This is a genomic window from Cellvibrio sp. (assembly GCF_039207905.1).
Taxonomy (GTDB): domain Bacteria; phylum Pseudomonadota; class Gammaproteobacteria; order Pseudomonadales; family Cellvibrionaceae; genus Cellvibrio.
This window is the reverse complement of sequence record NZ_JBCECX010000017.1, coordinates 1-22,241: the sequence shown is the minus strand read 5'-3', so window position 1 is coordinate 22,241 and position 22,241 is coordinate 1. Positions and strand designations below refer to the sequence as shown.

Below are 22,241 nucleotides of genomic sequence, written 5' to 3'. Positions count from 1 at the left end.
ATTACTTTGTTCTGACTATGTTTAGAGACACAAGGAACTAACGCAAATAATGTTTGGTTTTACTCCTGCAGTCCGGTTGAGTTTGGGGTTGGTGATCTTAACCGTCTCCATTTTAATTCTCGCGCAAGCGCTGGGGCTAACCCCCGGTGCTGAGCGACAACAATTGGATGTGCGTAAACGCTTGACTGAAACGCTTGCATCGCAAGTTGGCGTTGCGATTATGCGTGGCGATGAAATTCTGTTGCAGTATTTGCTGGAGTCATCGGTAGAGCGCAATCCGGAAATTGAATCAGCGGCGGTTAGGCGCAACGATGGCATGATAGTGGCGCAAACCAAATTGCATGCACAATATTGGGAGGGCGCAAAAAAAGACGAATCGACTCCGACCCACATTCGTTTTCCAATCATGCTCAATGGCGCAAAACGCGCGGAATTTGAAATCAGTTTTGAACCACTCCTGAACGACAAACATCCCGTCTTTGGTATTCCCTCATTTGCCTTGCTAGTGATTTTTATGTCGCTCAGCGGGTTTGTTGGCTTTTGGTATTACATTAAACGCGCGCTAAAACATTTGGACCCGAGTGCAGTGGTTCCAGCGCGGGTGCGCAACGCGCTCAATATTTTGGCGGAAGGCGTGTTGATTCTGGATAGGCGCGAGCAAATTGTGTTGGCGAATACCGCGTTGATGGAACATTTGCAGCGCACTGAGCAATCGCTAGTCGGAAAAAAAGCCAGCAACCTCGGCTGGTTTCTCGACCCAAAACAAGAAGCGCAAAATTATCCCTGGTTAGTCGCAATTGGTTCCGGCGTAAAACAGACGGGCGTGCGGATATTGTTACCGGCAGATAGCGAACGCGATAAAATTTTTCTGGTAAACGCTGTACCAATCCTTGATGCAAAAGGATCAAGCCAAGGCACCATCGCTGTGTTTGAAGATATCACCGAACTCGAAACTAAAAGCCGCTTGTTGGAAGAGATGATTGAACAATTGGCCGCAACCCAAGTGGCGATTGAAAACAAAAATAAAGAACTGACTTATTTGGCTACACGCGATCCGCTGACCAACTGTTACAACCGTCGCGCACTCTATGAGCATCTTGATGGGAAGTTTGATGGCGCGCGTGCGTCAGATGCTGAGTTCAGCTGCATTATGGCCGATATCGATTTCTTCAAAAAAGTAAACGATACCTACGGCCACGCGACAGGCGATGAAGTGATCAAGATGGCAGCCAATAGCTTGCGCGAAGTGGTGCGCGATATGGATATGGTGGCGCGTTTTGGTGGTGAAGAGTTTTGCGTGATCCTACCGGGCGCACCGCTGGAGCAGGCGCAATTGATTGCTGAGCGCTGCCGCGAAAAAATCGAATCCTGCAATACCAATGGTGTGAAAGTGACCGGTAGTTTCGGTGTTACCTCCATCCGCATGGGCGCGAATAGTGCGAGCCAACTTGTGCAGCAGGCAGACGAAGCGCTTTATTACTCCAAACAACACGGCCGCAATCAAGTGACTTGCTGGGCGCCGGGAATGGAAAGCCTTATCGCCGAGACGCAACATTGAGCCTTTATCCGTAGCGTGCTGTGCGTAATTCGACCATAAAACCCGCCTGTTGGCGGGTTTTTTACATCATTTTCTCTTTGAGTGATCTTGCCGGTGGTAAATCTGCCGCCAGTAATTACAATAGCCCTCGTTTATTGTTTACCGCTTTCATATATCAATCGGGAAATTCCATTGAAATCAGTGACACCACAACGTCGTGCACCCGCTTCGGAGCAAACCTCCAATCTGCTGGTGCGACTGTTAAAAGAAGGCGCACTTATTGGATTGGGTGCCGTCTGCCTGTATTTGTTGATCGCTATGGTCAGTTACGATCCGAATGATCCCGGTTGGTCCAAGACCGGTGAAAATGCCATTGCCCAAAATGCGGGCGGCCCCTTCGGTGCATGGATTGCCGACGTATTCTTCTCGCTGGTGGGGTATCTCGCCTATTTGTTCCCGATCATGATTGCCTATCGCGCATGGTTGGTACTGAAAGATCGCACACGCCAAGGTGGAATCGACTGGCTATTTTTTGGTCTGCGCGCCGTTGGATTGATATTGGTGATGGTCGCAGGTGCAGGTATTGCCGCCATGCATTACAGCGACGGATCATCGGCATTGCCTTACTCCAATGGTGGATTGCTCGGTGCGGCGGTGTCTGATGGTATTTTCGGCGCATTTAACTACACCGGCGGAACCCTGCTGTTGCTGGCGATGTTTTTGGTCGGTATGACCATTTTTACCGATCTCTCTTGGCTGAAACTGGCCGAGGATATCGGCCGTTGGACCTTGATTGGTATTAATCGCGGCTTGGAAAAATGGCAGGTCTACAAGCGCGAGCGCGCTGAAAAGCAGATCGCCGTGAAGGCGCAAGAGCATCGCCGCGAAGTGGTGGTGCAGCATGCAAAAGTAGAAGCCAAGCGGCAGGCGCCGGTGATTATCGAAGAGCCGATCAAGAAGAAACCTGCGCCCAGCCCGCGCATCGAGAAAGAAAAACAGCCATCGCTGTTCGAATCATTGGAGCCAGCGGTTGGGCAGTTGCCGCCCTTGAGTTTACTTGACCCGGCGGATAAACGCAGCGACAAGGGTTATTCCAAAGAATCGCTGGAAGCTATGTCGCGCATGTTGGAGCTGAAGTTGAAAGACTTCGGTATCGATATTGAAGTGGTGTCGGTCCAGCCCGGTCCGGTAGTTACCCGTTTTGAAATCCAGCCCGCGCCCGGTATTAAAGCCAGCCGTATTTCCGGCCTCGCAAAAGATCTGGCACGTTCACTCGCGGTAGTGTCGGTGCGGGTGGTGGAAGTTATTCCCGGTAAATCGGTGATGGGGATTGAGATCCCCAATGCGCATCGCGAGATGGTGCGCATGTCCGAAGTTATCGCCTCAGAAGTCTTCGACAACGCCAAATCACCGCTCACGATGGCGCTGGGGCACGATATTTCCGGCCAGCCGATTGTGTCTGATCTGGCCAAAATGCCGCACTTGCTGGTGGCGGGTACGACCGGTTCAGGTAAGTCGGTGGGCGTTAACGTAATGCTGCTGAGCTTGCTCTACAAATCCACGCCCAAAGAAGTGCGCCTGATTTTGGTCGACCCGAAAATGTTGGAACTCTCGGTTTACGAGGGCATTCCCCATTTGCTGACCCCGGTAATCACCGATATGAAAGACGCTTCCAACGGTCTGCGTTGGTGTGTGGGTGAGATGGAGCGCCGCTACAAACTCATGTCCGCAATGGGCGTGCGTAACCTCGCCGGTTTTAACCGCAAGATTGATGATGCGATCAAAGCCGGTGAACCGATTAAAGATCCGCTGTTCAAACCGGAAGACAATTTTGAGCCGGGTGCGGAAGTAGCTACTGCGCCTGATTTGACTGAACTGCCGTTTATTGTGGTGGTGATCGACGAATTTGCCGACATGATGATGATTGTCGACAAGAAGAAAGTAGAGCAGTTGATCGCCCGTATTGCACAAAAAGCCCGTGCTGCGGGTATCCATTTGATTCTCGCAACCCAGCGTCCGTCGGTGGACATCATTACCGGCTTGATCAAAGCCAACGTGCCGACGCGCATTGCCTTCCAGGTTTCATCTAAAATTGACTCGCGTACGATTCTGGATCAGGGCGGGGCAGAGCAGTTGCTTGGTCACGGGGATATGTTGTATCTGCCTTCGGGTACCAGCGTGCCCATCCGCGTGCATGGCGCCTTTGTGGATGATCACGAGGTTCACAAAGTCGTTGCCGACTGGAAAAAACGCGGATCGCCGCAATATATCGATGGCATCACCGATGATGAAAACAACTCCATTCCCGTACCCGGTTTACCCAGTGAAGGCGGTGAGGACGGCGATGGTGAGAAAGATGCGCTTTATGATGAAGCTGTGGAGTTTGTAATCGAATCGCGCAAAGCGTCTATCTCATCGGTACAGCGCAAACTGCGTATTGGTTACAACCGCGCGGCGCGGTTGATCGAAACAATGGAAGCTGCAGGTGTTGTCTCCTCCGCTGGGCACAACGGCAACCGCGAAGTGTTAGTGGGTGGTGGACGCGATTTTAATTAGCGTTTCTTTGCTGGATTTATCGCGCGCGATTTATCCAGCGTTCATCCTCACCCGCTAGGATTTGCATTCGACCGATAGCTTTTGACTGAGCGCATCGGCGCCAGCATCCCTCAATTGATTGTGGAATATATATGAAGCTTTTTTCCCGAATTTTTACCGGTTTGTTATTGGCATTCTCTGTTGCCGCTCATGCAGCTGACGATCAAGCCGCAGCGCAATTGCGCAAACAACTTGATGCGATGAATACCTTGCAAGGTGACTTTGTCCAGACCACTTACGATAAACAAGGTGCTGAACAGGAGTCGAGCAAAGGCAATTTTATGCTGATGCGTCCAGGTAAATTTTATTGGAAAACCAATGAGCCGATGCAGCAATTGTTGGTATCCAACAACAAAACCATTTGGCTTTACGATCCTGATCTTGAGACCGTTAATGAGCGCGCGTTTACCGATGATCTGCGCGAGACGCCTGCGTTGTTATTGAGTGCGGATATCGAACAGTTGCGCAAAAGTTTTACCGTTACCCGCGATCAAAAAGAAACCAGTGCAGAAAAATACACGCTCACGCCCAAAGTGACGGAAGGTATGTTCCAGCATTTAACGCTGGTATTTAAAGCGGGCCAGCTAAGTGAATTTGCGATTCAGGACAGTCTTGGTCAATTGACTCGCTGTGTGTTAACCAATGTGCAGCGCAACAAAACCCTGCCGGAAGAAAAGTTTTTCTTTATTCCGCCTGAGGGTGTTGAAATCCTGAAAGACTAAGTCGGTCTCCATGGATCTCTTCGGCTCAGCAACTCCAGCCTACCAACCGCTCGCGGCGCGCATGCGCCCGCGCAATCTTGACGATTATATCGGTCAGGAACATTTGCTCAGTCCCGGAAAACCCCTGCGCGAAGCAATTAGCCGCGGCCAATTGCATTCGATGATTTTGTGGGGCCCACCGGGTGTCGGAAAAACCTCGCTCGCAAAATTATTTGCCGAGCAAGCAGATGCTCGTTTTGAATCCTTATCTGCGGTTTTGTCCGGCGTAAAAGAAATCCGCGCTGCCGTTGCCACTGCGCAGCAAGAGCGAATTGCCAGTCGTCGCAAAACCATTTTATTCGTCGATGAAGTACATCGCTTCAACAAATCACAACAGGATGCATTCCTGCCTTACGTGGAAGATGGCACTTTTATTTTTATCGGCGCAACTACCGAAAACCCATCCTTCGAATTAAACAATGCATTGCTGTCGCGCTGCCGCGTTTACGTATTGCGCGGTTTGCAACCCGAGCAACTTAAAGACGTATTGCAACAGGCGCTGGATGATAAGGCGCGCGGTTTGGGCGAGCAGGATATTCGCATTGATGACGATACCTTGATGACACTCGCGCAAGCGGCTGATGGCGATGCGCGTAAAGCGCTTAACTTGCTGGAAATCTCCGCTGATCTGGCCGATGACGAAGGTGATCACAAAGTCATCAACGAACAGGTGATTGCCGAGGTATTAGCATCCGATGTTCGCCGCTTTGATAAAGGCGGCGATATTTTCTACGAGCAAATTTCTGCCCTGCACAAATCCGTACGCGGCTCTTCGCCGGATGGCGCACTTTACTGGCTGGCCAGAATGCTCGACGGTGGATGTGATCCGCTGTATATCGCCCGTCGCGTTGTGCGTATGGCGAGCGAAGATATAGGCAATGCAGATCCGCGTGCACTGCCGCTGTGTTTATCAGCCTGGGATGTGCAGGAGCGATTGGGGAACCCGGAAGGGCAGTTGGCGATTGCCCAAGCGGTGGTGTATCTCGCCTGCGCACCCAAAAGTAATGCTGTGTATAATGCGTTCAATCAGGTGATGGCCGACGTCCGTAGCCAACCGGCTTACGATGTTCCCATGCATCTGCGCAATGCCCCGACCAAATTGATGAAAAGCATGGATTACGGTACAGAATACCGTTACGCCCATGACGAACCCGGTGCTTATGCGGCAGGTGAAAACTACCTCCCGGAGGATATTGCTAATGCGCAATACTACGAGCCGGTAGAGCGTGGTCTGGAATTAAAGATTCAGGAAAAGCTGGCGCACCTGCGCGAGTTGGACAAACAAAGTAAAAAGAAACGCTACAAAAAATCCTCCGGAAAATAACATGCAGTGGTTAGCAATCGCTTTAGGTGGTGCGCTCGGCTCGGTACTCAGGTTTGCCGCAGTGAGTTACTTCACGCCATTGATTAATCATCGTTTTCCGTTTGGTACTTTTATCGTCAATTTAAGCGGTTCGTTTTTGATTGGCGTTGCCTATGTGCTGTTGGTAGAAAAAACTACCTTGCCAGCTGAATGGCGGTTATTTTTTATTACTGGAATTTTGGGCGGGTACACCACCTTCTCGGCATTTTCCTTGGAAATTTTGCAGTTGTGGCAAGAAGGGCATGTGGTTAACGCATTCTTCTATGCAAGCAGCTCGGTTGTTTTGGGCTTGTTAATGGCATTCATTGGTATGGCGTTAACGCAAAAGCTTTTTTAACTTATCATTTACTTAACTTAAAACGAAAATTCATCATGTTAGATTCAAAATTACTTCGCACCGCTACCGAAGAAGTAGCAAAAGGTTTGGCAAAACGTGGCTATGAATTAGATGTTGCTAAAATTCAGGCATTGGAAGAAACCCGCAAAGCTATTCAGGTAAAAACTGAAAATTTGCAATCCGAGCGCAACTCTATTTCCAAAGGTATCGGCAAAGCCAAACAAGCTGGCGAAGATGTTGCTCCCATGATGCAAGCGGTCGAAAACATCAAGCAGGAATTGGTGGGCGCAGAAGCGGAACTCGCTAAAGTACAAGCGGAGTGGGATGCATTTGTAAATGCTATTCCTAACGTTCCTGCTGATGAAGTGCCTAATGGCAAAAGTGAAGAGGATAACGTTGAAGTGCGTACCTGGGGTACACCACGCAGCTTTGAGTTCCCAGTGGTTGATCACGTAGATCTTGGTGCGAGCCTCGAGGGTTTGGATTTTGAAACCGGCACCAAAATTACCGGAACTCGCTTTGCGGTACTGCGAGGTGGTGTTGCTCGCCTGCATCGTGCGCTCGCCCAGTTCATGTTGGATACCCACATTAACCAACATGGTTATGAAGAAGTTAACGTTCCATTTATTGTTAACCGCGATTCATTGTTTGGCACAGGTCAATTGCCCAAGTTTGAAGAAGATTTATTCAAGCTGACTGATGAGCGCGATTTCTATTTAATTCCTACCGCTGAAGTGCCGGTAACCAATATTTATCGCGATGCAATCGTTGATGAATCCCAGTTGCCGATCAAACTGGTTTGTCACTCACCTTGCTTCCGTTCAGAAGCGGGCAGCTATGGCCGTGATACCCGCGGCATGATTCGCCAACACCAATTTGAAAAAGTGGAGCTGGTTAAATTTGTGCGTCCGGAAGAATCCGATGCGGCATTAGAAGCTTTGGTGGTTCATGCAGAAACTATTTTGCAAAAACTTGGCTTACCACACCGCACGGTTATTCTCTGTGGTGGTGATATCGGATTCTCATCTGCTAAAACCTACGACATCGAAGTCTGGGTTCCATCGCAAAATAAATACCGCGAAATTTCGTCATGCAGTAGCTTCCGCGATTTCCAGGCGCGTCGCATGTTGGCGCGTTTCCGCAACAAAGAAACTGGCAAACCAGAATTGTTGCACACCCTGAATGGCTCAGGTCTGGCAATTGGCCGCACCTTGTTGGCGGTAATGGAAAATTATCAGCAAGAAGATGGCAGCGTCATTATTCCGGAAGTGCTGCGCCCTTACATGGGTGGAGTGGAAGTGTTAACGCCTGCTAAAAAGTAGGGCGTTTGCCTAAGCTAACAGCGTTAAACACGAGTGATAAGGTGGGTGGAGCTATGCGATACCCGCCTTTTTTATTGCAGCAGAATTAATCTGCTAATCTTTCTGTAAGTTACTTGTTTCGAAGATGTTGCTATGGATTATTTCCCCGTCTTTCTTGATTTAAAAAATCGCCGCTGCCTGCTGGTCGGCGGCGGTGATGTTGCAACCCGTAAAGGCCGGTTGCTAGCAAAAGCTGGCGCTATTTTGCGTGTGGTTGCGCCAGATGTTTCCAGTGAATTGCGTGAGTTAGTCAACACCACTGGCGGTGAGTTGTTACTGCGCGAATATCAAAAGGATGATTTGCAAAATTGTGTGTTGGCAATTGCTGCAACGGATATTGAATCACTTAACGAAACCATTTCTGCTGATGCACAAGCGCTCCACTTGCCTGTTAATGTGGTAGATAGTCCTGCGTTGTGCACTTATATCACTCCCGCCATTATTGACCGCTCACCGCTGGTAATTGCGGTTTCCAGTGGTGGTGAAGCGCCGGTGCTTGCACGTTTGGTGCGTGCAAAATTGGAAACCTTAATTCCGGCAAGTTATGGTCGGCTGGCACAAATTGCCAGCCAGTGGCGCGACCGAATTAAAGCTCGTTTTGCTGATGGTGATAGTCGCCGTAAATTTTGGGAAAAAATTCTGCAAGGTCCTGCAGCAGAATTAATGATGAATGGCCAGGAAGAGGCTGCCAATCAATTGATCAGCGATGAACTGGATGCAGATCAAGCGCAATTAGTTCAAGGTGAGGTCTACCTTGTTGGCGGCGGCCCCGGTGATCCTGAATTATTAACCTTGCGCGCACTGCGATTGATGCAGCAAGCGGACGTTGTACTTTACGATCGTTTGGTATCTGACGGCGTGATGGAGTTAGTGCGTCGCGATGCTGAACGTATCTATGTAGGAAAACGTCGCGCCGAGCATGCGATGCAGCAAGAAAATATCAACCAATTGTTGGTCGATTTAGCGAGGCAGGGCAAGCGTGTTCTGCGATTAAAAGGCGGCGATCCATTTATTTTTGGTCGCGGCGGGGAAGAGATTGAATTGCTCGCACAAAATAATATTCCCTTTCAAGTTGTACCAGGAATTACTGCAGCATCCGGTTGCGCTGCTTATGCGGGCATTCCACTCACGCATCGTGATTACGCGCAGTCAGTCCGTTTTGTGACTGGCCATTTAAAGTCGGACGATACCAATTTATCTTGGCCCGAATTAGCCAATCCCACCCAGACACTCGTGTTTTATATGGGCTTGGTCGGATTAAAAGATATCTGTGAATCGCTCATTGCCCACGGCCGCTCACCACAGACTCCGGTGGCGTTAATTGAAAAGGGCACTACGCAAGAGCAGCGGGTGTTAGTCTCTGATTTGAGTGCTATCGCTGATGTGGTTGCAACAAAAGATGTACATGCACCGACGTTATTTATCGTGGGTGAAGTGGTGAAATTGCACGAAAGTTTGAAGTGGTTTAATCCTGCCATTTAGCAAAATCACCTCCCGCGTGATTGAGCGGGAGGTGATTTTTTTGTTATGAATTCGCTGGTTTGGTTTTGATCAGTGATATCAATACCGAGCCACCAATCAATACCGCAACTGTTGTCAGTGAAATTCCAATCGGGATTTTATAAATATCAATCAAGATCATTTTGATACCGATAAAGATTAGCACCAACGCCAATCCATATTTGATATAAGCAAATCGGTCAGCCATATCCGCTAACAGGAAGTACATGGCGCGCAGACCGAGAATGGCAAATATATTGGATGTAAGCACAATAAATGGATCTGAGGTAATCGCAAAAATTGCCGGAATTGAATCTACTGCAAAGATAACATCTGATATTTCCACCATGATCAATGCCAGAAATAACGGAGTCATTAATTTCACACCGTTTTCAACTACAAAGAACTTTTCCCCGCGCAAATCATTGGTCATTGCAAAGCGTTTTTTCATCCAGATGAGTAGTGGATTATTTTCCATATGGACTTCTTTATCCGCCATCCACCACATTTTGATACCGGTGAATAACAGGAATGCGCCGAATACATAAAGCAACCAATGGAAGTGAGTGATTAACCAAACGCCGGCAAAAATCATTATCGTGCGTAAAATAATTGCGCCCAGTACACCGTAGGTGAGTACCCGTTTTTGTAATTCCAGTGGGATCGCAAAGAAATTAAACAGCATCAGCCATACGAACACGTTGTCGACGGCGAGTGATTTTTCAATCAAGTAACCGGTCAGGTATTCCATGGTTTTCGTGTTAGCGAATTCCCTTGTGTAGTAAGCATCCAGATACCACCAGAGACCTGCGCCAAAACTTAATGCCAGCGTGACCCACACCAGCGACCAGCTTGCAGCTTCTTTTAGCGATACACGATGTTGCTTGCCTCCGCCGACAAAAATCAGATCGATGGCTAACACCACTAACACAATGCTGAAGAAAATCACCCACATCCACCAGGTGCCAATCGAGGTAACAGCGGCTGTTTGTGCGGCGGTTGCAAGGGAGTTTTCTGCTGCTTGCAGTGCTTCGGGCACGGCGGCAGAAAGGGAGGATAATAAGGGGGTAAACATGAATAGCTCCGTCATTAATGGGTGAAATAACACAATGACGAGCAAAAAAAGAGTAATAGAAGCCTTTGTCATTGCGACAAAGGTCTCGTTCACAAGGTACTTACCATCAAGGTACTGCCTTGCCCGCGCGACCGGAGCTAAACACTCGTATTGACGACCTGCGCGGCGGGAACTACTCCCCTTCGTGTTGGCAGTATAAGAGCTGGAAATCCTTGGTCAAGGTATTTGAGCGATATTTACTATGGGCATGGGCGAAAAAGCAGGTATTTCATTGTCCAAATTGTGATCAGTTTGCCAATTTTCCGGTGTCGTATGAATTAGGCTTAAAGTAAATCGCTATAACGCCGATAAATTGACTATAGATTTGCGAACTCAGGTGCAGCATATGGTTTATTTAGGTCCCATTATCCCTCGACCGCAACCGGTAAAGACTCCGGTGAGGCCGACTCGTATTACACCCGTGCAGGGCTACGCCAGCGATGCCCACGGCGCGGATGTAGATGCTGCGCAAGCTATGGAGGTTGCCCTTCCGAATGGGGTTGAGCGTCGTAAAGAAGATCGGCGTAATAAGTCCAGCGATCCTATGCTGGAAACCCGCGCTGGCCGCGACCGTCGCAAAGCCAAGCAGGCGCCACCGATCAATATTTCTATTTAGCCGCCTGTATGCTGACAGGCACTGATTTAAACGCGGGTGTTTTGCTGCGTGGATCGTGAGTGGTAGCGATTAGGACATTAGCTTCCGGGTAGTAAGCCATTGCGTTGCTTCGCGGCAGATCAAACGCAAATACCTTCACCGCTTTCATCTCACCTTGTGGTGACTGGATGTTGGCTAAATCACCAGCCGCAATTCCCAGCTCCTGCATATCATCCTTATTCATCAATACCGACCAGCGTGTATCTGTGCCGCGGTAGGAATCGCTCTCTTCATAAATAATCGAATTAAATTGGCCTTCGCTGCGAATACTGGCGAGTAAAAAAGGATATTCGTTGGTCGTCACTGGTTGGGGAAGTGTGCTGCTATGAAAGCGAGCTTTACCGTTATCCGTTTTAAATTCGGGAGTATCAAACAGGCGATTTTTAATCGTAAATTCTTGTTTGGTATTGGCGATGTCTTTTAATTCGCTTAATCCGGGAATTGTCGCGGCGATTGCTGCGCGAATAGAATCGTGTTGTTTAAATTTTTGGAAATCCAATGCGCTTTTTGGCAGTAGTCGTTTCCCTAATTCACACAGAATCTCTACTTCCGGTTTTACATTGTGCAAACGATCAATGCCACCATCACTTAAGCGCACGTAATTGAACATGGACTCTTGCGTAGTGGGTTGCCATTCTTCATCGCGCGCAGTAACCGGCAGAATTAATGCTTCACTGGTTTCCATGCCGGTGAAATGCCCGGCATTTAGTGTGGTAGTCAGGTAGGCTTTAAAACCAATTTTATCGAGCGCTGCTTGTGCCCAGTTGCTATTGGGTGTGGCAGAAAATAAATTGCCGCCCATTACCAGCGCCGCATCGATTTTTCCTTCATGTGCTGCGTTTAAGCAGGCAATAGTATCCATACCTTTAGTGCGTGGTAGTTTTACATCCATGTGCTGCTCCAGCTGTTGCAACACATCTTCTGCGAGAATCGGTTTTACTCCAACGGTGCCTATGCCTTGCACATTACTGTGGCCGCGCAATGGCAGTAAACCGGCAGCGGGTTTGCCGAGCATACCGCGTAAAAGCGCTAGGTTAGCGATAGCCTCGACATTTTCTACTCCGTGCAAATGATGGGTAATTCCCATGCCCCACGCAAAAATTGCTTTTTCTGATCGTGCATAGGCATTTGCCAATGACGATATTTTTTCTTTATCAACACCGCATGCATCAACCAGCGTTTTCCATTCGGTGTTGTCGATATCCTGTTTGAAACCGAGGAAGTTCTCAGTGTGTTGCACGATGTAATCATCTGCAACTTGATTGGATTCCAGTAACGCTTTTGCAATACCTTTTAATAGCGCAAGATCGCTACCGATTTTTGGCTGCACATATTCCGATGCGATCCAGGTCCCGCCACTCAACATGGATTTGGCACTTTTAGGCACCGCAAATCTGACCAGCCCTGGTTCCTTTGCCGGATTGATAATAATTACCTGCCCGCCGCGCTCGCGACAATTTTTTAATTGATGCACAAAGCGTGGATGGTTGGATGAAGGATTCGCGCCTATTACAAAAATGCAATCGCAATTACCCACATCTTCCAAGGAAACAGTTGCTGTACCTGTACCTATTACATTACCCAAACCAACACCAGTAGCCTGATGGCAATAATAAGAACAGTTGTTGACATTGTTAGTGCCGTACAAGCGCGCTAACAATTGCAATATAAAGCCGGCTTCATTGGATGAGCGACCAGATGAATAAAAAAAGCTGCGCTCGGGATTTGTTGCAGCAAATGCGCGCGCCATTTTATCCAGCGCAAACTCCCAGGAAACGGGTGAGTATTTATTGCCATCAGCAGATTTAAATAATGGATTGTTCAGGCGTCCCAGATGTTCCAATTCATAAGCACTTAGCTGCTTGAAATCATCGAGTGTGTGATTGAATAAATCGGTTGGGATAGGTTCCTGAATATCGGTAGATTGCGCCTGGATACTTTTATTGCAAACTGAAGGAAACTCATCTTTCTCGTTGGTCATCCCACCGCGTTGGCCGCCCATTCCCAACCCGCAGGCTTTACAGGTATTTCTGCTATTAAGTGCTTTGGCAGAATTGAGCAAACCAATGCGTGCAACGGTTTTCAGGGTGTAGAGAACTTTTTTGGGGCCACCACCCACGATGGTGATGGGTTCTGCGGGCGCGGAATCTTTAACAGACATAAGCAAGTCAGCCGAAGTGAGAGCAATAACAAGAGGTTAGGGTGGATTCTATCGCATTGCAATACGTTAAATGGCCCGCTTTCTTGTAGAATCGGGCAACGCTAAACATAGGTACCGGATATTCTTATGCCCCATATTTTAATCCTGGAAGATGAACCCTCCATCGCCGAGAGCCTGATTTTTGTGCTGCAAGCCGAGAGCTTTGCTGTGCATTGGGAAAGCCTTGCGACCAAAGCGCTTGCCCATGCCCAAAGCCAGCCGGTGGATTTGATCATTATGGATGTTGGGCTGCCGGATATGACAGGTTTTGAAGCCTGCAAACAATTGCGCAAATTTTCCGAAGTGCCGGTGATGTTTTTAACCGCCCGTGGCGATGAGTTGGATCGTGTGGTGGGTTTGGAAATTGGTGCAGATGATTATGTGGTAAAGCCATTCAGTCCGCGCGAGGTAGCCGCGCGGGTAAAGGCGATCCTGAAGCGCACGCGGCCAATAGCTGCGTTACTTGAAAAACAACCAGCCCAAGAAAATCTGCGCGAATTTGTGATTGATGCAGAGCGAAAGACTATCCACTATCACCAGCAATTATTACAACTCACACGTTTTGAGTTTTGTTTGCTACAGACATTATTGGAGCAGCCTGAGCGCGTGTTCAGCCGTGACCAGTTATTAAATGCTGTGGGAGTATCGGCCGATGCTGGCTATGACCGCAGCATTGATGGACATATCAAAACCTTGCGGGCAAAACTGCGCGCGATCAATGCCAATGCCGACCCGATCAAAACCCAGCGCGGTTTTGGCTATTCCTACCAACCGGAAGCCTGATCATGTCGCTGAGTTTGCGCATCTTTATTATTTACATGCTGTTTGTAGCTCTCTGTAGCTATTTTGTCCTGCGCACCGTAATGGAAGAAATTCGCCCCGGCGTTCGTCAATCCACGGAAGAAACATTGGTTGATACTGCCAATTTGCTCGCTGAATTCCTGCGCGCGCCTATGTTGAATAATCAAATCAATAACGAATTTTATGCAGATATTTTTCGCGCTTATGGGCAGCGCACACCCAATGCCAGTATTTGGGGCGTGAATAAATTTGCGGTTAACCACCGCATTTATGTAACCGATAAAAATGGCATAGTCCTACTCGATTCAAAAAATATTGCAGTTGGGCAGGATTATTCGCGCTGGAATGATGTCTATCTGACGCTGCAAGGAAAATACGGGGCGCGCTCATCGCACGAAGTGGAGGGCGATGAAAGTTCCAGCATTATGTATGTAGCGGCACCGATCAGGAATGGTGACGATATTATCGGTGTAGTGTCGGTTGCCAAGCCCAATCATAGCGTGCAGCCGTTTATTGATCGCACCCAACGTCGTTTGGGGATTTTAGCTGCTGGATTAATTTTATTAGGCTTATTGAGCGGGGCAATTTTCTCCTGGTGGTTGAGCCGCGAGTTGCGCAAGTTGCGCGAATACGCAGTCAATGTCAGTCAGGGTGAGCGCGCTATTATTCCGGAAAGTAAAATCGCTAGCGGTGAGTTGCGGCAGCTGGCGCAAGCGTTGGAATCCATGCGCACGGAATTGGATGGCAAGGCTTATATTGAGCGTTATATTCAAACCCTTGCACACGAATTAAAAAGCCCGCTGGCAGGTATCCGTGCGGCCACCGAGTTGTTGCAATCGCCTCTGCTGCAAGCGCCGGAACATGATGGGCAGCGGCAACGGTTTATTAATAATATCGACAGCGAAAGCCTGCGTTTGCAGCAGCTGATTGAGCGATTGTTAAATTTGGCATTAGTCGAGCAGCAACAAACCCTGCATGATCCGAAACCCGTGGATATCAATGCGCTGTTGGATGAGCTGTTGGATAATCAAATGGCGCGCGTCATCCAGCAGGGAGTGCAGATTGACAAGCAATACGCGCGCGAAGCGGTGGTCAAGGGCGAGTTATTTTTGCTGCGTCAGGCCATCAATAATCTATTGGATAATGCGCTTGATTTCACATCTCAAGACGGTGTTATTGCTGTACATACGGATCAACAGCATAATCGCTTGCTAATAACGATTACCAATCAAGGCGAGCCTATTCCCGATTTTGCTTTTGCGCGTTTAACGGAGCGTTTTTTCTCGTTACCGCGTCCGGCTTCGGGCAAAAAAAGTACTGGATTAGGTTTGAATTTTGTACAAGAAGTAGTCGGTTTACATAACGGTAGTTTGGAGTTGCGCAATACGACCGATGGAGTGGCTGCAATACTGAGTTTTCAATGTGAGCCTTTCATATGAGTTGTCCAGTCGCCACGGATAAAGGTGATGAGACGGGCGAGTGTACAATTATTTACACCTGCACCGCCTGCAAAAAAATAAGCTCCGCGCCTGAAATTGAGCAACATAAGGGCGCGAATGAGAATGTTCCCTTATCTAAAAAGAGTGAAACCAAGAATGTCATTATTGAAGTTAGCTGTATCTGTCCTGTTGGTGTTTTCTCTCTCTGCCTGCAATGATGTTATCAACAAGCCGCTGAGTGGTATGGGGGCTCCAAATTCGCCTGACTCTATGGACGGTAACTGGATTAGCGAGGCTGATGGCTCGCGTCTGGATATCACTAAAACCAGCAAAGTGGATTGGTACGATTTTAAATATCAGGAAAAAGATAAGCTGACAATCGGCAAGTTTTCCGTTTCTTACTTTAAGCAGCGCCGCGTACTTAATATTGATTTGGCTAGTGTGCGGGTGAATGATCAGCCGGTAGTGCTTGAATCCAGCCAGGCATTTCTGATCGTTGGGGCTTTGGTCGATGACGATGAATTAACCATTATTCCTGCTGATATGGATAAGTTTGAGCAAAATTTTTCCAAATATTTTTATGCATCACCGATAAAAACCGAAGCCTTGTGCAAAAAAGATAACCAATTGTGCACATCCAATTTCTCTGGCGGTAATGTGCTGCTGTCCAAGCGTATGAAAAAGTTTAACGATGACTTCTTGAAAAAATACCGCGTGGTATTCCCCAGTAAAGGTCAGGTGGTGTTTAAACCGGCTAAAGCATCTTAATAGCCGATAGACTGCCATACAGGTGCCCGGTGTGCGGGCACCGTATTTCCACAAAACTCCACACAAGCCTCACATTCCCCACATAAAGACTCCACTTTTGCCGCGCATCATGTCTCCTATCAAAACCCAAGGAGAACACTATGAAGCGCCCCCTGTTGTATAAATTTTTTGCCATCGGCTTGTTGATGCTCTTGCTGTTAATACCAATAGGTATGATTGGCAGCTCGATTGATGAACGCCGCTCTTATAGCGAGCAAGTAGTACGCGATATCGCCAGCAGTTCCGCCCATAGCCAAACCCTTACCGGGCCGGTATTGGTTGTTCCCTACAGTAAAATTGAACGCACCTGGACGGTTGATGCGGAAAAGGGAAGGGTGGTTGAGGAGCGGACGGTAACGGGTAAGCTGCATTTTTTGCCCGACCTGTTTCGCGTAAACGGTGATGTCACCACTGAGCTGCGCAAACTGGGAATCTACGCTGCGCGTCTCTATCACGCCGATACCAATGTGGACGGACATTTTGTCGTACCGGTAAATTACGGGATCAAAAATAATTTTGCCGATTACACCTTCCAGAAGCCTTATGTCTCAGTGGGTATTAGTGATATTCGCGGGATTAAAAATTCTCTACAACTACAGTTGGAAAAAAAATCTTACGAGTTTGAACCCGGGTCAGAACTTAAAATTCTCGGCGATGGTGTTCATGCTGCGTTTCCGTTAGATGTGTTGCAGGTTGTTAACGATCAGCCACAAAAGTTGAGTTTCTCTTTCAAGTTATTGTTGGATGGCACTGAGCAGTTACATTTCTCGCCCATCGGAAAAGAAACACACGTAGAGCTGCGTTCTGATTGGCCGCATCCACGGTTTATTGGTAACTTTTTGCCGGTAGAGCGCAGTGTGGCAGAAAGCGGTTTTTCTGCGCGTTGGCAAACATCCTATTTTTCCACTAACTTTTCTGAATATTTTTACACTTGTGTGCGCACCTCCGTGTGTGACCAATTCCAGCAGCGCCAGTTTGGTGTGAGTTTGATTGATCCTGTTAATCAATATGTAAAAAGTGATCGCGCAATCAAGTATGCGCTGCTGTTTATCGCCTTAACCTTTGCCAGTTTCTTTTTGTTTGAAGTACTCAAACGACTGCAAGTGCATCCGGTGCAATATGGTTTGGTGGGCATGGCGTTAGCCTTTTTCTATCTGCTGTTGTTATCGCTTGCAGAACATATTGGGTTTGCGTTGGCTTATGCAATTTCATCGGTTGCCTGTGTGTTGTTAATTGGCTTTTACGTTTCCCATGTATTGCAAAGTATCGGGCGCGGAATTGGTTTTACCACTGGTTTAAGTTTCTTGTACGCCTTGCTGTATGGCTTGCTGAGTGCAGAAGACTACGCGTTATTGATGGGCTCTCTGTTGCTCTTCGTCTTGCTGGGCGTATTTATGATGCTAACCCGCAAAGTAGATTGGTATGCATTGGGCAATGGAAAATTAGATTTGGCTAAGGAGTAAGTTGATGCGCACCTTCAGTTATTGTCTTCAGCCTTTGTGCATCGCATTTCTAAGTTTTTTCGGATTTATCCTGTGGATTATTTATGCCGCGGACTCAGGGATGGATAATGTTTTCTTGCGCATTGGTGATCTGGTGCCCTACGGCGATAAGGTTGCTCACGTTTTATTGTACGGTTGCCTTGCGTTATTGTTAAACCTATTGCTTAAGCGAAAAGTACTGACAGTTAAGTCGTTAAACTTTCAGCTAGGCAGTGTGCTAGTACTGGGTTTTGCCGTGTTGGAGGAGTTGTCTCAAGGTTTTTTCGCTACACGAAATCTGGATATGTGGGATCTATTTGCAGATGTAATCGGTGTGTACCTTGCTGCCATATTAGTGACCTATAAGAGAGGAGCGCATTAGCGATGGGATCAATGTTTGCTTCTTTCCTGATATTACTTCTACCTGTTGTGGTTGCGGGGTTTATAGTTTGGTGGTTGTGGCGTAGCGGAATATTGGGTCGGTTTTTGTTGGTGGGGATTTTCATGTGTGGAGCGGTGGAAGCGCATTCTATTATTTATCCACAAAAGCAGTTAAAGGAAAATTATGCGCGAGTGATAGGCTGATGGTCTTAAAAACCAGTTAGCTTTAAATTGATTAGTTTAAAATAAAAAGGGTTGATTCATGAAAATGAATCAACCCTTTTTTTATTGCGAATTTAAGACAAATCTTATTTCAAGATTGCTTCAATTTTTGCCAGTTCATCAGCGCTGAATTCGAGGTTGTTCAATGCAGCAACTGAGTCATCGATTTGCGCAGGGCGGCTGGCACCGATCAAGCAGGTGGTGACGGCTTCGTTATTCAACGTCCAGGCAATTGCCATTTGCGCAAGTGATTGACCACGTGATTCGGCAATCTTATTCAGCGCTTGAACCTTCTGGATTTTTTCCGGGGTGATATCTTTATCGCCCAGATAAATTTGTTCAGCACGTGCAGCGCGTGAACCTTCCGGAATACCGTTCAGATATTTGTTGGTCAATACGCCTTGCGCAAGCGGTGAGAATACAATCGAACCAACACCTTCTTCTTTCAGTACATCGGTCAAACCATTTTCAATCCAACGGTCGAACATGTTGTAGCGCGGTTGATGGATCAGCAGCGGTGTACCTAACTCACGCAGGATACGCACGGCTTCTTTAGTCTGTGCTGGTTGGTAGTTAGAAATTCCCACATAAAGCGCGCGACCAGAACGAACAATAAAATCCAGCGCTTGCATGGTTTCTTCAATTGGCGTTTCCGGATCCATGCAGTGGTGATAAAAAATATCGAAATATTCAAGGCCGGTGCGTTTTAAACTTTGATCGCAACTGCTTACCAGATATTTACGTGAACCGCCAATGCCGTAAGGGCCTGGCCACATATCGTAACCAGCTTTGCTGGAGATAATTAATTCGTCGCGGTAAGGCAGAAAATCCTGCTTGAAAATATTGCCGAAAGTGGATTCCGCCGAACCAAAATTAGGGCCGTAGTTGTTGGCTAAATCGAAATGGGTAATGCCCAAGTCAAATGCGCGACGCAACATAGCGCGGGCGTTGGATTGGGAATCTACCGCCCCGAAGTTTTGCCACAAACCCAAGGACAAACGTGGCAAACGCAAACCACTTTTGCCGCAGCGTTGGAATTTCATGGTTTTGTAACGGTCGGGATGTGCAACGTAAAGCGGATTGGGTTCGTGGGTTATCATTTTTTGTCCTGAATACGGTGTTGGAGGCGAGCTAAATAAACGCCAGCATTTTACCTGAAAAGGCTGGCATGCAAATTATGGTGAATGTAAAGAAAGGTAGCTGTTATTCAGGCTCAGCGCGATGCGTAACTTGCGATCAACAACACCCAAAGTATCAGCACACAAATATTGCCCAGCACGTAAGCGTAGAGGCGAAAGATGACATTGTTGCTGGTGAGGTGGATCAGGCTGTGGATGACACGTGCTACAACGAATACCCATGCCACAAAAACCATGATTGGGGTTTGTATTCCGAGTGCTATAGCCGTTGCGCAGGCGATGTAAAATAGCATGGGAATTTCAAATAAATTTGAGTAGTTGTTCGCTGCTTGAGTGATTTTGTCGGGTATTACACCGGTATTCAGGCGGAATTGGCTTAACCGAACCTCACCGGCTTTGATCGCTTTGTAGCGCACCCGAAACAGGTTAATGGCTACCAACAAAGTGAGGATTACCATGACAAACATAGGATAGAGCATAGGTTATTCCTTAATCAGTTGTTATTTGACAGGTTTACTGTAGTTCACGAACTAGTCTAGCGGGTTGTGGGATTCCCTACTGTTAGCTACCGTCCAGTGGGACATTCGCCGATTCAGGCACTATAATAGCGGCCATTTCGAGGGCACCAGGAAGATGTCGCTGCCCAGACCTATTCATAAACCACACAAGGTAGATTCATGATTATCAAGCCAAAAGTTCGCGGTTTTATTTGTACCAACGCTCACCCGCAAGGTTGTGCAGCTAACGTCCAAGAACAAATCGCCTATACCAAAGCCAAAGGACCTGTGGCCGATGCCCCTAAAAAAGTTTTGGTGTTGGGCTGCTCTACCGGGTTTGGTTTGGCTTCACGTATCACCGCTGCATTTGGCGGCGGTGCTGATACCTTGGGTGTCTGCTTTGAGAAAGAGCCAAGCGAGACTAAAACAGGTACTGCTGGTTACTACAATACGTCTGCATTTCATGATGCAGCCAAAGCAGAAGGTTTGTATGCGCACACGATTAATGGCGATGCTTTTTCTGATGCATTGAAAGAGCAGGTGATCAGTGAGTTGAAAAACTCGATTGGTAAAGTGGATTTGGTAATTTACAGCCTGGCATCACCACGCCGTACCGATCCAAAAACCGGCGATGTTTACAACTCGGTATTGAAGCCAATCGGTAAAGAGTACACCTCTAAAAATTTGAATACCGATACCTTGAAAATTTCTGATGTCACCATCGAACCAGCATCTGATGAAGAGATTGCCAACACCGTTAAAGTAATGGGCGGTGAAGATTGGGAAATGTGGATCGATGCACTTAAAGGTGCTGATTTGCTCGCCGACAATTTCCAAACCGTGGCTTATACCTACCTTGGCGATAAATTGACTTGGCCAATCTACGGCAAAGCAACTATCGGTAAAGCGAAAGAAGATTTGGATCGTGCTGCTAAAACCTTGAGCAGCAAACACGGCGGTAATGCGCGCGTTGCAGTACTCAAAGCTGTTGTTACCCAAGCGAGTTCTGCCATTCCGGTAATGCCACTGTATTTGGCGATTTTGTTCAAAGTAATGAAAGAGCAGGGCACCCACGAAGGTTGTATCGAGCAGATCCAACGTTTATTTAAAGAGTGCTTGTACTCTTCAACGCCGCGTCTGGACGATGCAAATCGCTATCGCGTTGATGAATTGGAATTGCATCCGTCAGTGCAAACCAAAGTAGAAGCAATTTGGGATCAAGTAACTGAAGAAAACCTGTTCGAATTAACAGATTTCGCCGGCTACAAAGCCGAATTCTTACGCTTGTTTGGTTTCGGAATTGATAACGTCGATTACGATGCGGAAACTACACCGCTGGTGAAAACGAATTTCTAATTCGATAAAAAATCCCTCGCTTCGGCGGGGGATTTTTCTTTCTGTGGTCATATTATTGGAGCACTAATGCGCAAACGTATTGCGATTGATATGGACGAGACTATTTGCGATACCCTGTCTCGCCATCTGGGTTGGTACAACGCTGAATTCCAACAGCATCTCACTCAAGCGGATTTATACGCGGCTAAAATTTACGACAAGGTTCCAGCAGAACATCTCGCCCGCGTGCGTTCATACCCCGATATGCCCGGCTTTTTTGCCGATCTTTCCCCGTGGGAAAATGCGATTGATGTTATTCGTGAACTGCACGAACAATTTGAAATTGTGATCGCGACTGCAGCCATGGAGCATCCCGGATCTTTCACTGCTAAATATGAATGGCTGGTACAACATCTACCGTTTTTATCACCGATGAATTTTATTTTTTGCGGCAAGAAAAATGTCGTGCAGGCAGATTATTTGATTGACGATAGTTCACGTCATTTTGATGGTTTTGTGGGACAGGGTATTTTATATTCAGCGCCGCACAATATGGGTGAAAAAGCAGAGGTGCGGGTTAATGATTGGCAACAGGTGCGCGACTATTTTTTGCGCTAATCGCGCGCCTGTTAGTGGATAGATTTAATTATTCCAATCCATGAAAAAATCGTTCAGCGCGTGGTGAAAGATAATTTTCATAATCGAGCGACATCACC

Annotated in this window: 19 protein-coding genes; 15 read left to right on the top strand and 4 right to left on the bottom strand. The window is 47.5% G+C overall.

The genetic code is table 11. The features are described from left to right. Nucleotides 1–49: 49 nt before the first annotated feature. From AAGC78_RS11930 to cysG, 7 genes are all read left to right on the top strand, one after another. The gene (locus AAGC78_RS11930) at nt 50–1,558 is read left to right on the top strand and encodes a diguanylate cyclase (RefSeq protein ID WP_435784304.1); all 1,509 of its coding nucleotides are present in this window, start codon (nt 50–52) and stop codon (nt 1,556–1,558) included. Between the two features lie 171 nt (nt 1,559–1,729). Continuing rightward, a complete protein-coding gene (locus tag AAGC78_RS11925) occupies nt 1,730–4,093 on the top strand; it encodes a DNA translocase FtsK (protein WP_435784303.1) in 2,364 nt (787 codons plus the stop codon). A gap of 131 nt (nt 4,094–4,224) precedes the next feature. Next, nucleotides 4,225–4,854, top strand: coding sequence for an outer membrane lipoprotein chaperone LolA (lolA, locus tag AAGC78_RS11920; protein WP_435784302.1), 630 nt, complete (start codon nt 4,225–4,227; stop codon nt 4,852–4,854). A gap of 10 nt (nt 4,855–4,864) precedes the next feature. After that, on the top strand, nt 4,865–6,217 hold the full coding sequence (locus AAGC78_RS11915; protein WP_435784301.1) for a replication-associated recombination protein A: 1,353 nt from the start codon (nt 4,865–4,867) through the stop codon (nt 6,215–6,217). Between the two features lies 1 nt (nt 6,218). Beyond that, nucleotides 6,219–6,593: a fluoride efflux transporter CrcB gene (crcB, locus tag AAGC78_RS11910; protein WP_435784300.1), complete on the top strand. Its 375-nt coding sequence runs from the start codon at nt 6,219–6,221 to the stop codon at nt 6,591–6,593. Nucleotides 6,594–6,628: 35 nt separating this feature from the next. Next, nucleotides 6,629–7,915 carry a serine--tRNA ligase gene (serS, locus tag AAGC78_RS11905; RefSeq protein WP_435784299.1) on the top strand — a complete coding sequence of 429 codons (1,287 nt, stop codon included), beginning with the start codon at nt 6,629–6,631 and terminating at the stop codon, nt 7,913–7,915. A gap of 132 nt (nt 7,916–8,047) precedes the next feature. Further along, complete coding sequence (gene cysG, locus AAGC78_RS11900; RefSeq protein ID WP_435784298.1) at nt 8,048–9,436, top strand: siroheme synthase CysG; 1,389 nt, start codon at nt 8,048–8,050, stop codon at nt 9,434–9,436. 43 nt (nt 9,437–9,479) lie between these two features. Here cysG and AAGC78_RS11895 read toward each other — a convergent pair whose 3' ends face one another. Further along, on the bottom strand, nt 9,480–10,529 hold the full coding sequence (locus AAGC78_RS11895; RefSeq protein WP_435784297.1) for a TerC family protein: 1,050 nt from the start codon (nt 10,527–10,529) through the stop codon (nt 9,480–9,482). Between the two features lie 385 nt (nt 10,530–10,914). On the opposite strand from AAGC78_RS11895, the gene AAGC78_RS11890 reads away from it, so the two are divergent. After that, complete coding sequence (locus tag AAGC78_RS11890; RefSeq protein WP_435784296.1) at nt 10,915–11,184, top strand: hypothetical protein; 270 nt, start codon at nt 10,915–10,917, stop codon at nt 11,182–11,184. Here AAGC78_RS11890 and AAGC78_RS11885 read toward each other — a convergent pair. Then, nucleotides 11,177–13,384 (bottom strand): FdhF/YdeP family oxidoreductase, encoded by a 2,208-nt coding sequence (locus AAGC78_RS11885; protein WP_435784295.1) that lies wholly within the window; start codon nt 13,382–13,384, stop codon nt 11,177–11,179. The two genes, AAGC78_RS11890 and AAGC78_RS11885, sit on opposite strands and share 8 nt — an antisense overlap. A gap of 126 nt (nt 13,385–13,510) precedes the next feature. Between AAGC78_RS11885 and creB the strand changes: the two genes are divergently transcribed. The 5 genes from creB to AAGC78_RS11860 all read left to right on the top strand — a co-directional run bounded on the left by creB (nt 13,511) and on the right by AAGC78_RS11860 (nt 18,333). Further along, nucleotides 13,511–14,206: a two-component system response regulator CreB gene (gene creB / locus AAGC78_RS11880; protein WP_435784294.1), complete on the top strand. Its 696-nt coding sequence runs from the start codon at nt 13,511–13,513 to the stop codon at nt 14,204–14,206. 2 nt (nt 14,207–14,208) lie between these two features. Further along, nucleotides 14,209–15,663, top strand: coding sequence for a two-component system sensor histidine kinase CreC (gene creC / locus AAGC78_RS11875; RefSeq protein ID WP_435784293.1), 1,455 nt, complete (start codon nt 14,209–14,211; stop codon nt 15,661–15,663). A gap of 156 nt (nt 15,664–15,819) precedes the next feature. Continuing rightward, nucleotides 15,820–16,431, top strand: coding sequence for a hypothetical protein (locus tag AAGC78_RS11870; RefSeq protein ID WP_435784292.1), 612 nt, complete (start codon nt 15,820–15,822; stop codon nt 16,429–16,431). Nucleotides 16,432–16,571: 140 nt separating this feature from the next. After that, nucleotides 16,572–17,933: a cell envelope integrity protein CreD gene (creD, locus tag AAGC78_RS11865; protein ID WP_435784291.1), complete on the top strand. Its 1,362-nt coding sequence runs from the start codon at nt 16,572–16,574 to the stop codon at nt 17,931–17,933. 100 nt (nt 17,934–18,033) lie between these two features. Next, nucleotides 18,034–18,333, top strand: coding sequence for a VanZ family protein (locus AAGC78_RS11860; protein WP_435784290.1), 300 nt, complete (start codon nt 18,034–18,036; stop codon nt 18,331–18,333). 307 nt (nt 18,334–18,640) lie between these two features. On the opposite strand, the gene mgrA is transcribed toward AAGC78_RS11860, so the two are convergent. Together mgrA and AAGC78_RS11850 are read right to left on the bottom strand one after the other, a co-directional pair. Next, nucleotides 18,641–19,654, bottom strand: a complete 1,014-nt coding sequence (gene mgrA / locus AAGC78_RS11855; protein WP_435784289.1) for an L-glyceraldehyde 3-phosphate reductase — start codon at nt 19,652–19,654, stop codon at nt 18,641–18,643. Between the two features lie 113 nt (nt 19,655–19,767). Continuing rightward, the gene (locus AAGC78_RS11850) at nt 19,768–20,172 is read right to left on the bottom strand and encodes an MAPEG family protein (RefSeq protein WP_435784288.1); all 405 of its coding nucleotides are present in this window, start codon (nt 20,170–20,172) and stop codon (nt 19,768–19,770) included. Between the two features lie 198 nt (nt 20,173–20,370). On the opposite strand from AAGC78_RS11850, the gene fabV reads away from it, so the two are divergent. Both fabV and AAGC78_RS11840 read left to right on the top strand, forming a co-directional pair. Further along, on the top strand, nt 20,371–21,546 hold the full coding sequence (gene fabV / locus AAGC78_RS11845) for an enoyl-ACP reductase FabV (RefSeq protein ID WP_435784287.1): 1,176 nt from the start codon (nt 20,371–20,373) through the stop codon (nt 21,544–21,546). Between the two features lie 66 nt (nt 21,547–21,612). Beyond that, complete coding sequence (locus AAGC78_RS11840; RefSeq protein WP_435784286.1) at nt 21,613–22,143, top strand: 5' nucleotidase, NT5C type; 531 nt, start codon at nt 21,613–21,615, stop codon at nt 22,141–22,143. Nucleotides 22,144–22,241: the final 98 nt, after the last annotated feature.

Bases quoted from the DNA above. Each gene is read 5' to 3' on its own strand.
- AAGC78_RS11930 (WP_435784304.1), top strand. From the start codon at position 50: ATGTTTGGTTTTACTCCTGCAGTCCGGTTGAGTTTGGGGTTGGTGATC.
- lolA (WP_435784302.1), top strand. From the start codon at position 4,225: ATGAAGCTTTTTTCCCGAATTTTTACCGGTTTGTTATTGGCATTCTCT.
- AAGC78_RS11915 (WP_435784301.1), top strand. From the start codon at position 4,865: ATGGATCTCTTCGGCTCAGCAACTCCAGCCTACCAACCGCTCGCGGCG.
- crcB (WP_435784300.1), top strand. From the start codon at position 6,219: ATGCAGTGGTTAGCAATCGCTTTAGGTGGTGCGCTCGGCTCGGTACTC.
- serS (WP_435784299.1), top strand. From the start codon at position 6,629: ATGTTAGATTCAAAATTACTTCGCACCGCTACCGAAGAAGTAGCAAAA.
- cysG (WP_435784298.1), top strand. From the start codon at position 8,048: ATGGATTATTTCCCCGTCTTTCTTGATTTAAAAAATCGCCGCTGCCTG.
- AAGC78_RS11895 (WP_435784297.1), bottom strand. From the start codon at position 10,529: ATGTTTACCCCCTTATTATCCTCCCTTTCTGCCGCCGTGCCCGAAGCA.
- AAGC78_RS11890 (WP_435784296.1), top strand. From the start codon at position 10,915: ATGGTTTATTTAGGTCCCATTATCCCTCGACCGCAACCGGTAAAGACT.
- AAGC78_RS11885 (WP_435784295.1), bottom strand. From the start codon at position 13,384: ATGTCTGTTAAAGATTCCGCGCCCGCAGAACCCATCACCATCGTGGGT.
- creB (WP_435784294.1), top strand. From the start codon at position 13,511: ATGCCCCATATTTTAATCCTGGAAGATGAACCCTCCATCGCCGAGAGC.
- creC (WP_435784293.1), top strand. From the start codon at position 14,209: ATGTCGCTGAGTTTGCGCATCTTTATTATTTACATGCTGTTTGTAGCT.
- AAGC78_RS11870 (WP_435784292.1), top strand. From the start codon at position 15,820: ATGTCATTATTGAAGTTAGCTGTATCTGTCCTGTTGGTGTTTTCTCTC.
- creD (WP_435784291.1), top strand. From the start codon at position 16,572: ATGAAGCGCCCCCTGTTGTATAAATTTTTTGCCATCGGCTTGTTGATG.
- AAGC78_RS11860 (WP_435784290.1), top strand. From the start codon at position 18,034: ATGGATAATGTTTTCTTGCGCATTGGTGATCTGGTGCCCTACGGCGAT.
- mgrA (WP_435784289.1), bottom strand. From the start codon at position 19,654: ATGATAACCCACGAACCCAATCCGCTTTACGTTGCACATCCCGACCGT.
- AAGC78_RS11850 (WP_435784288.1), bottom strand. From the start codon at position 20,172: ATGCTCTATCCTATGTTTGTCATGGTAATCCTCACTTTGTTGGTAGCC.
- fabV (WP_435784287.1), top strand. From the start codon at position 20,371: ATGATTATCAAGCCAAAAGTTCGCGGTTTTATTTGTACCAACGCTCAC.
- AAGC78_RS11840 (WP_435784286.1), top strand. From the start codon at position 21,613: ATGCGCAAACGTATTGCGATTGATATGGACGAGACTATTTGCGATACC.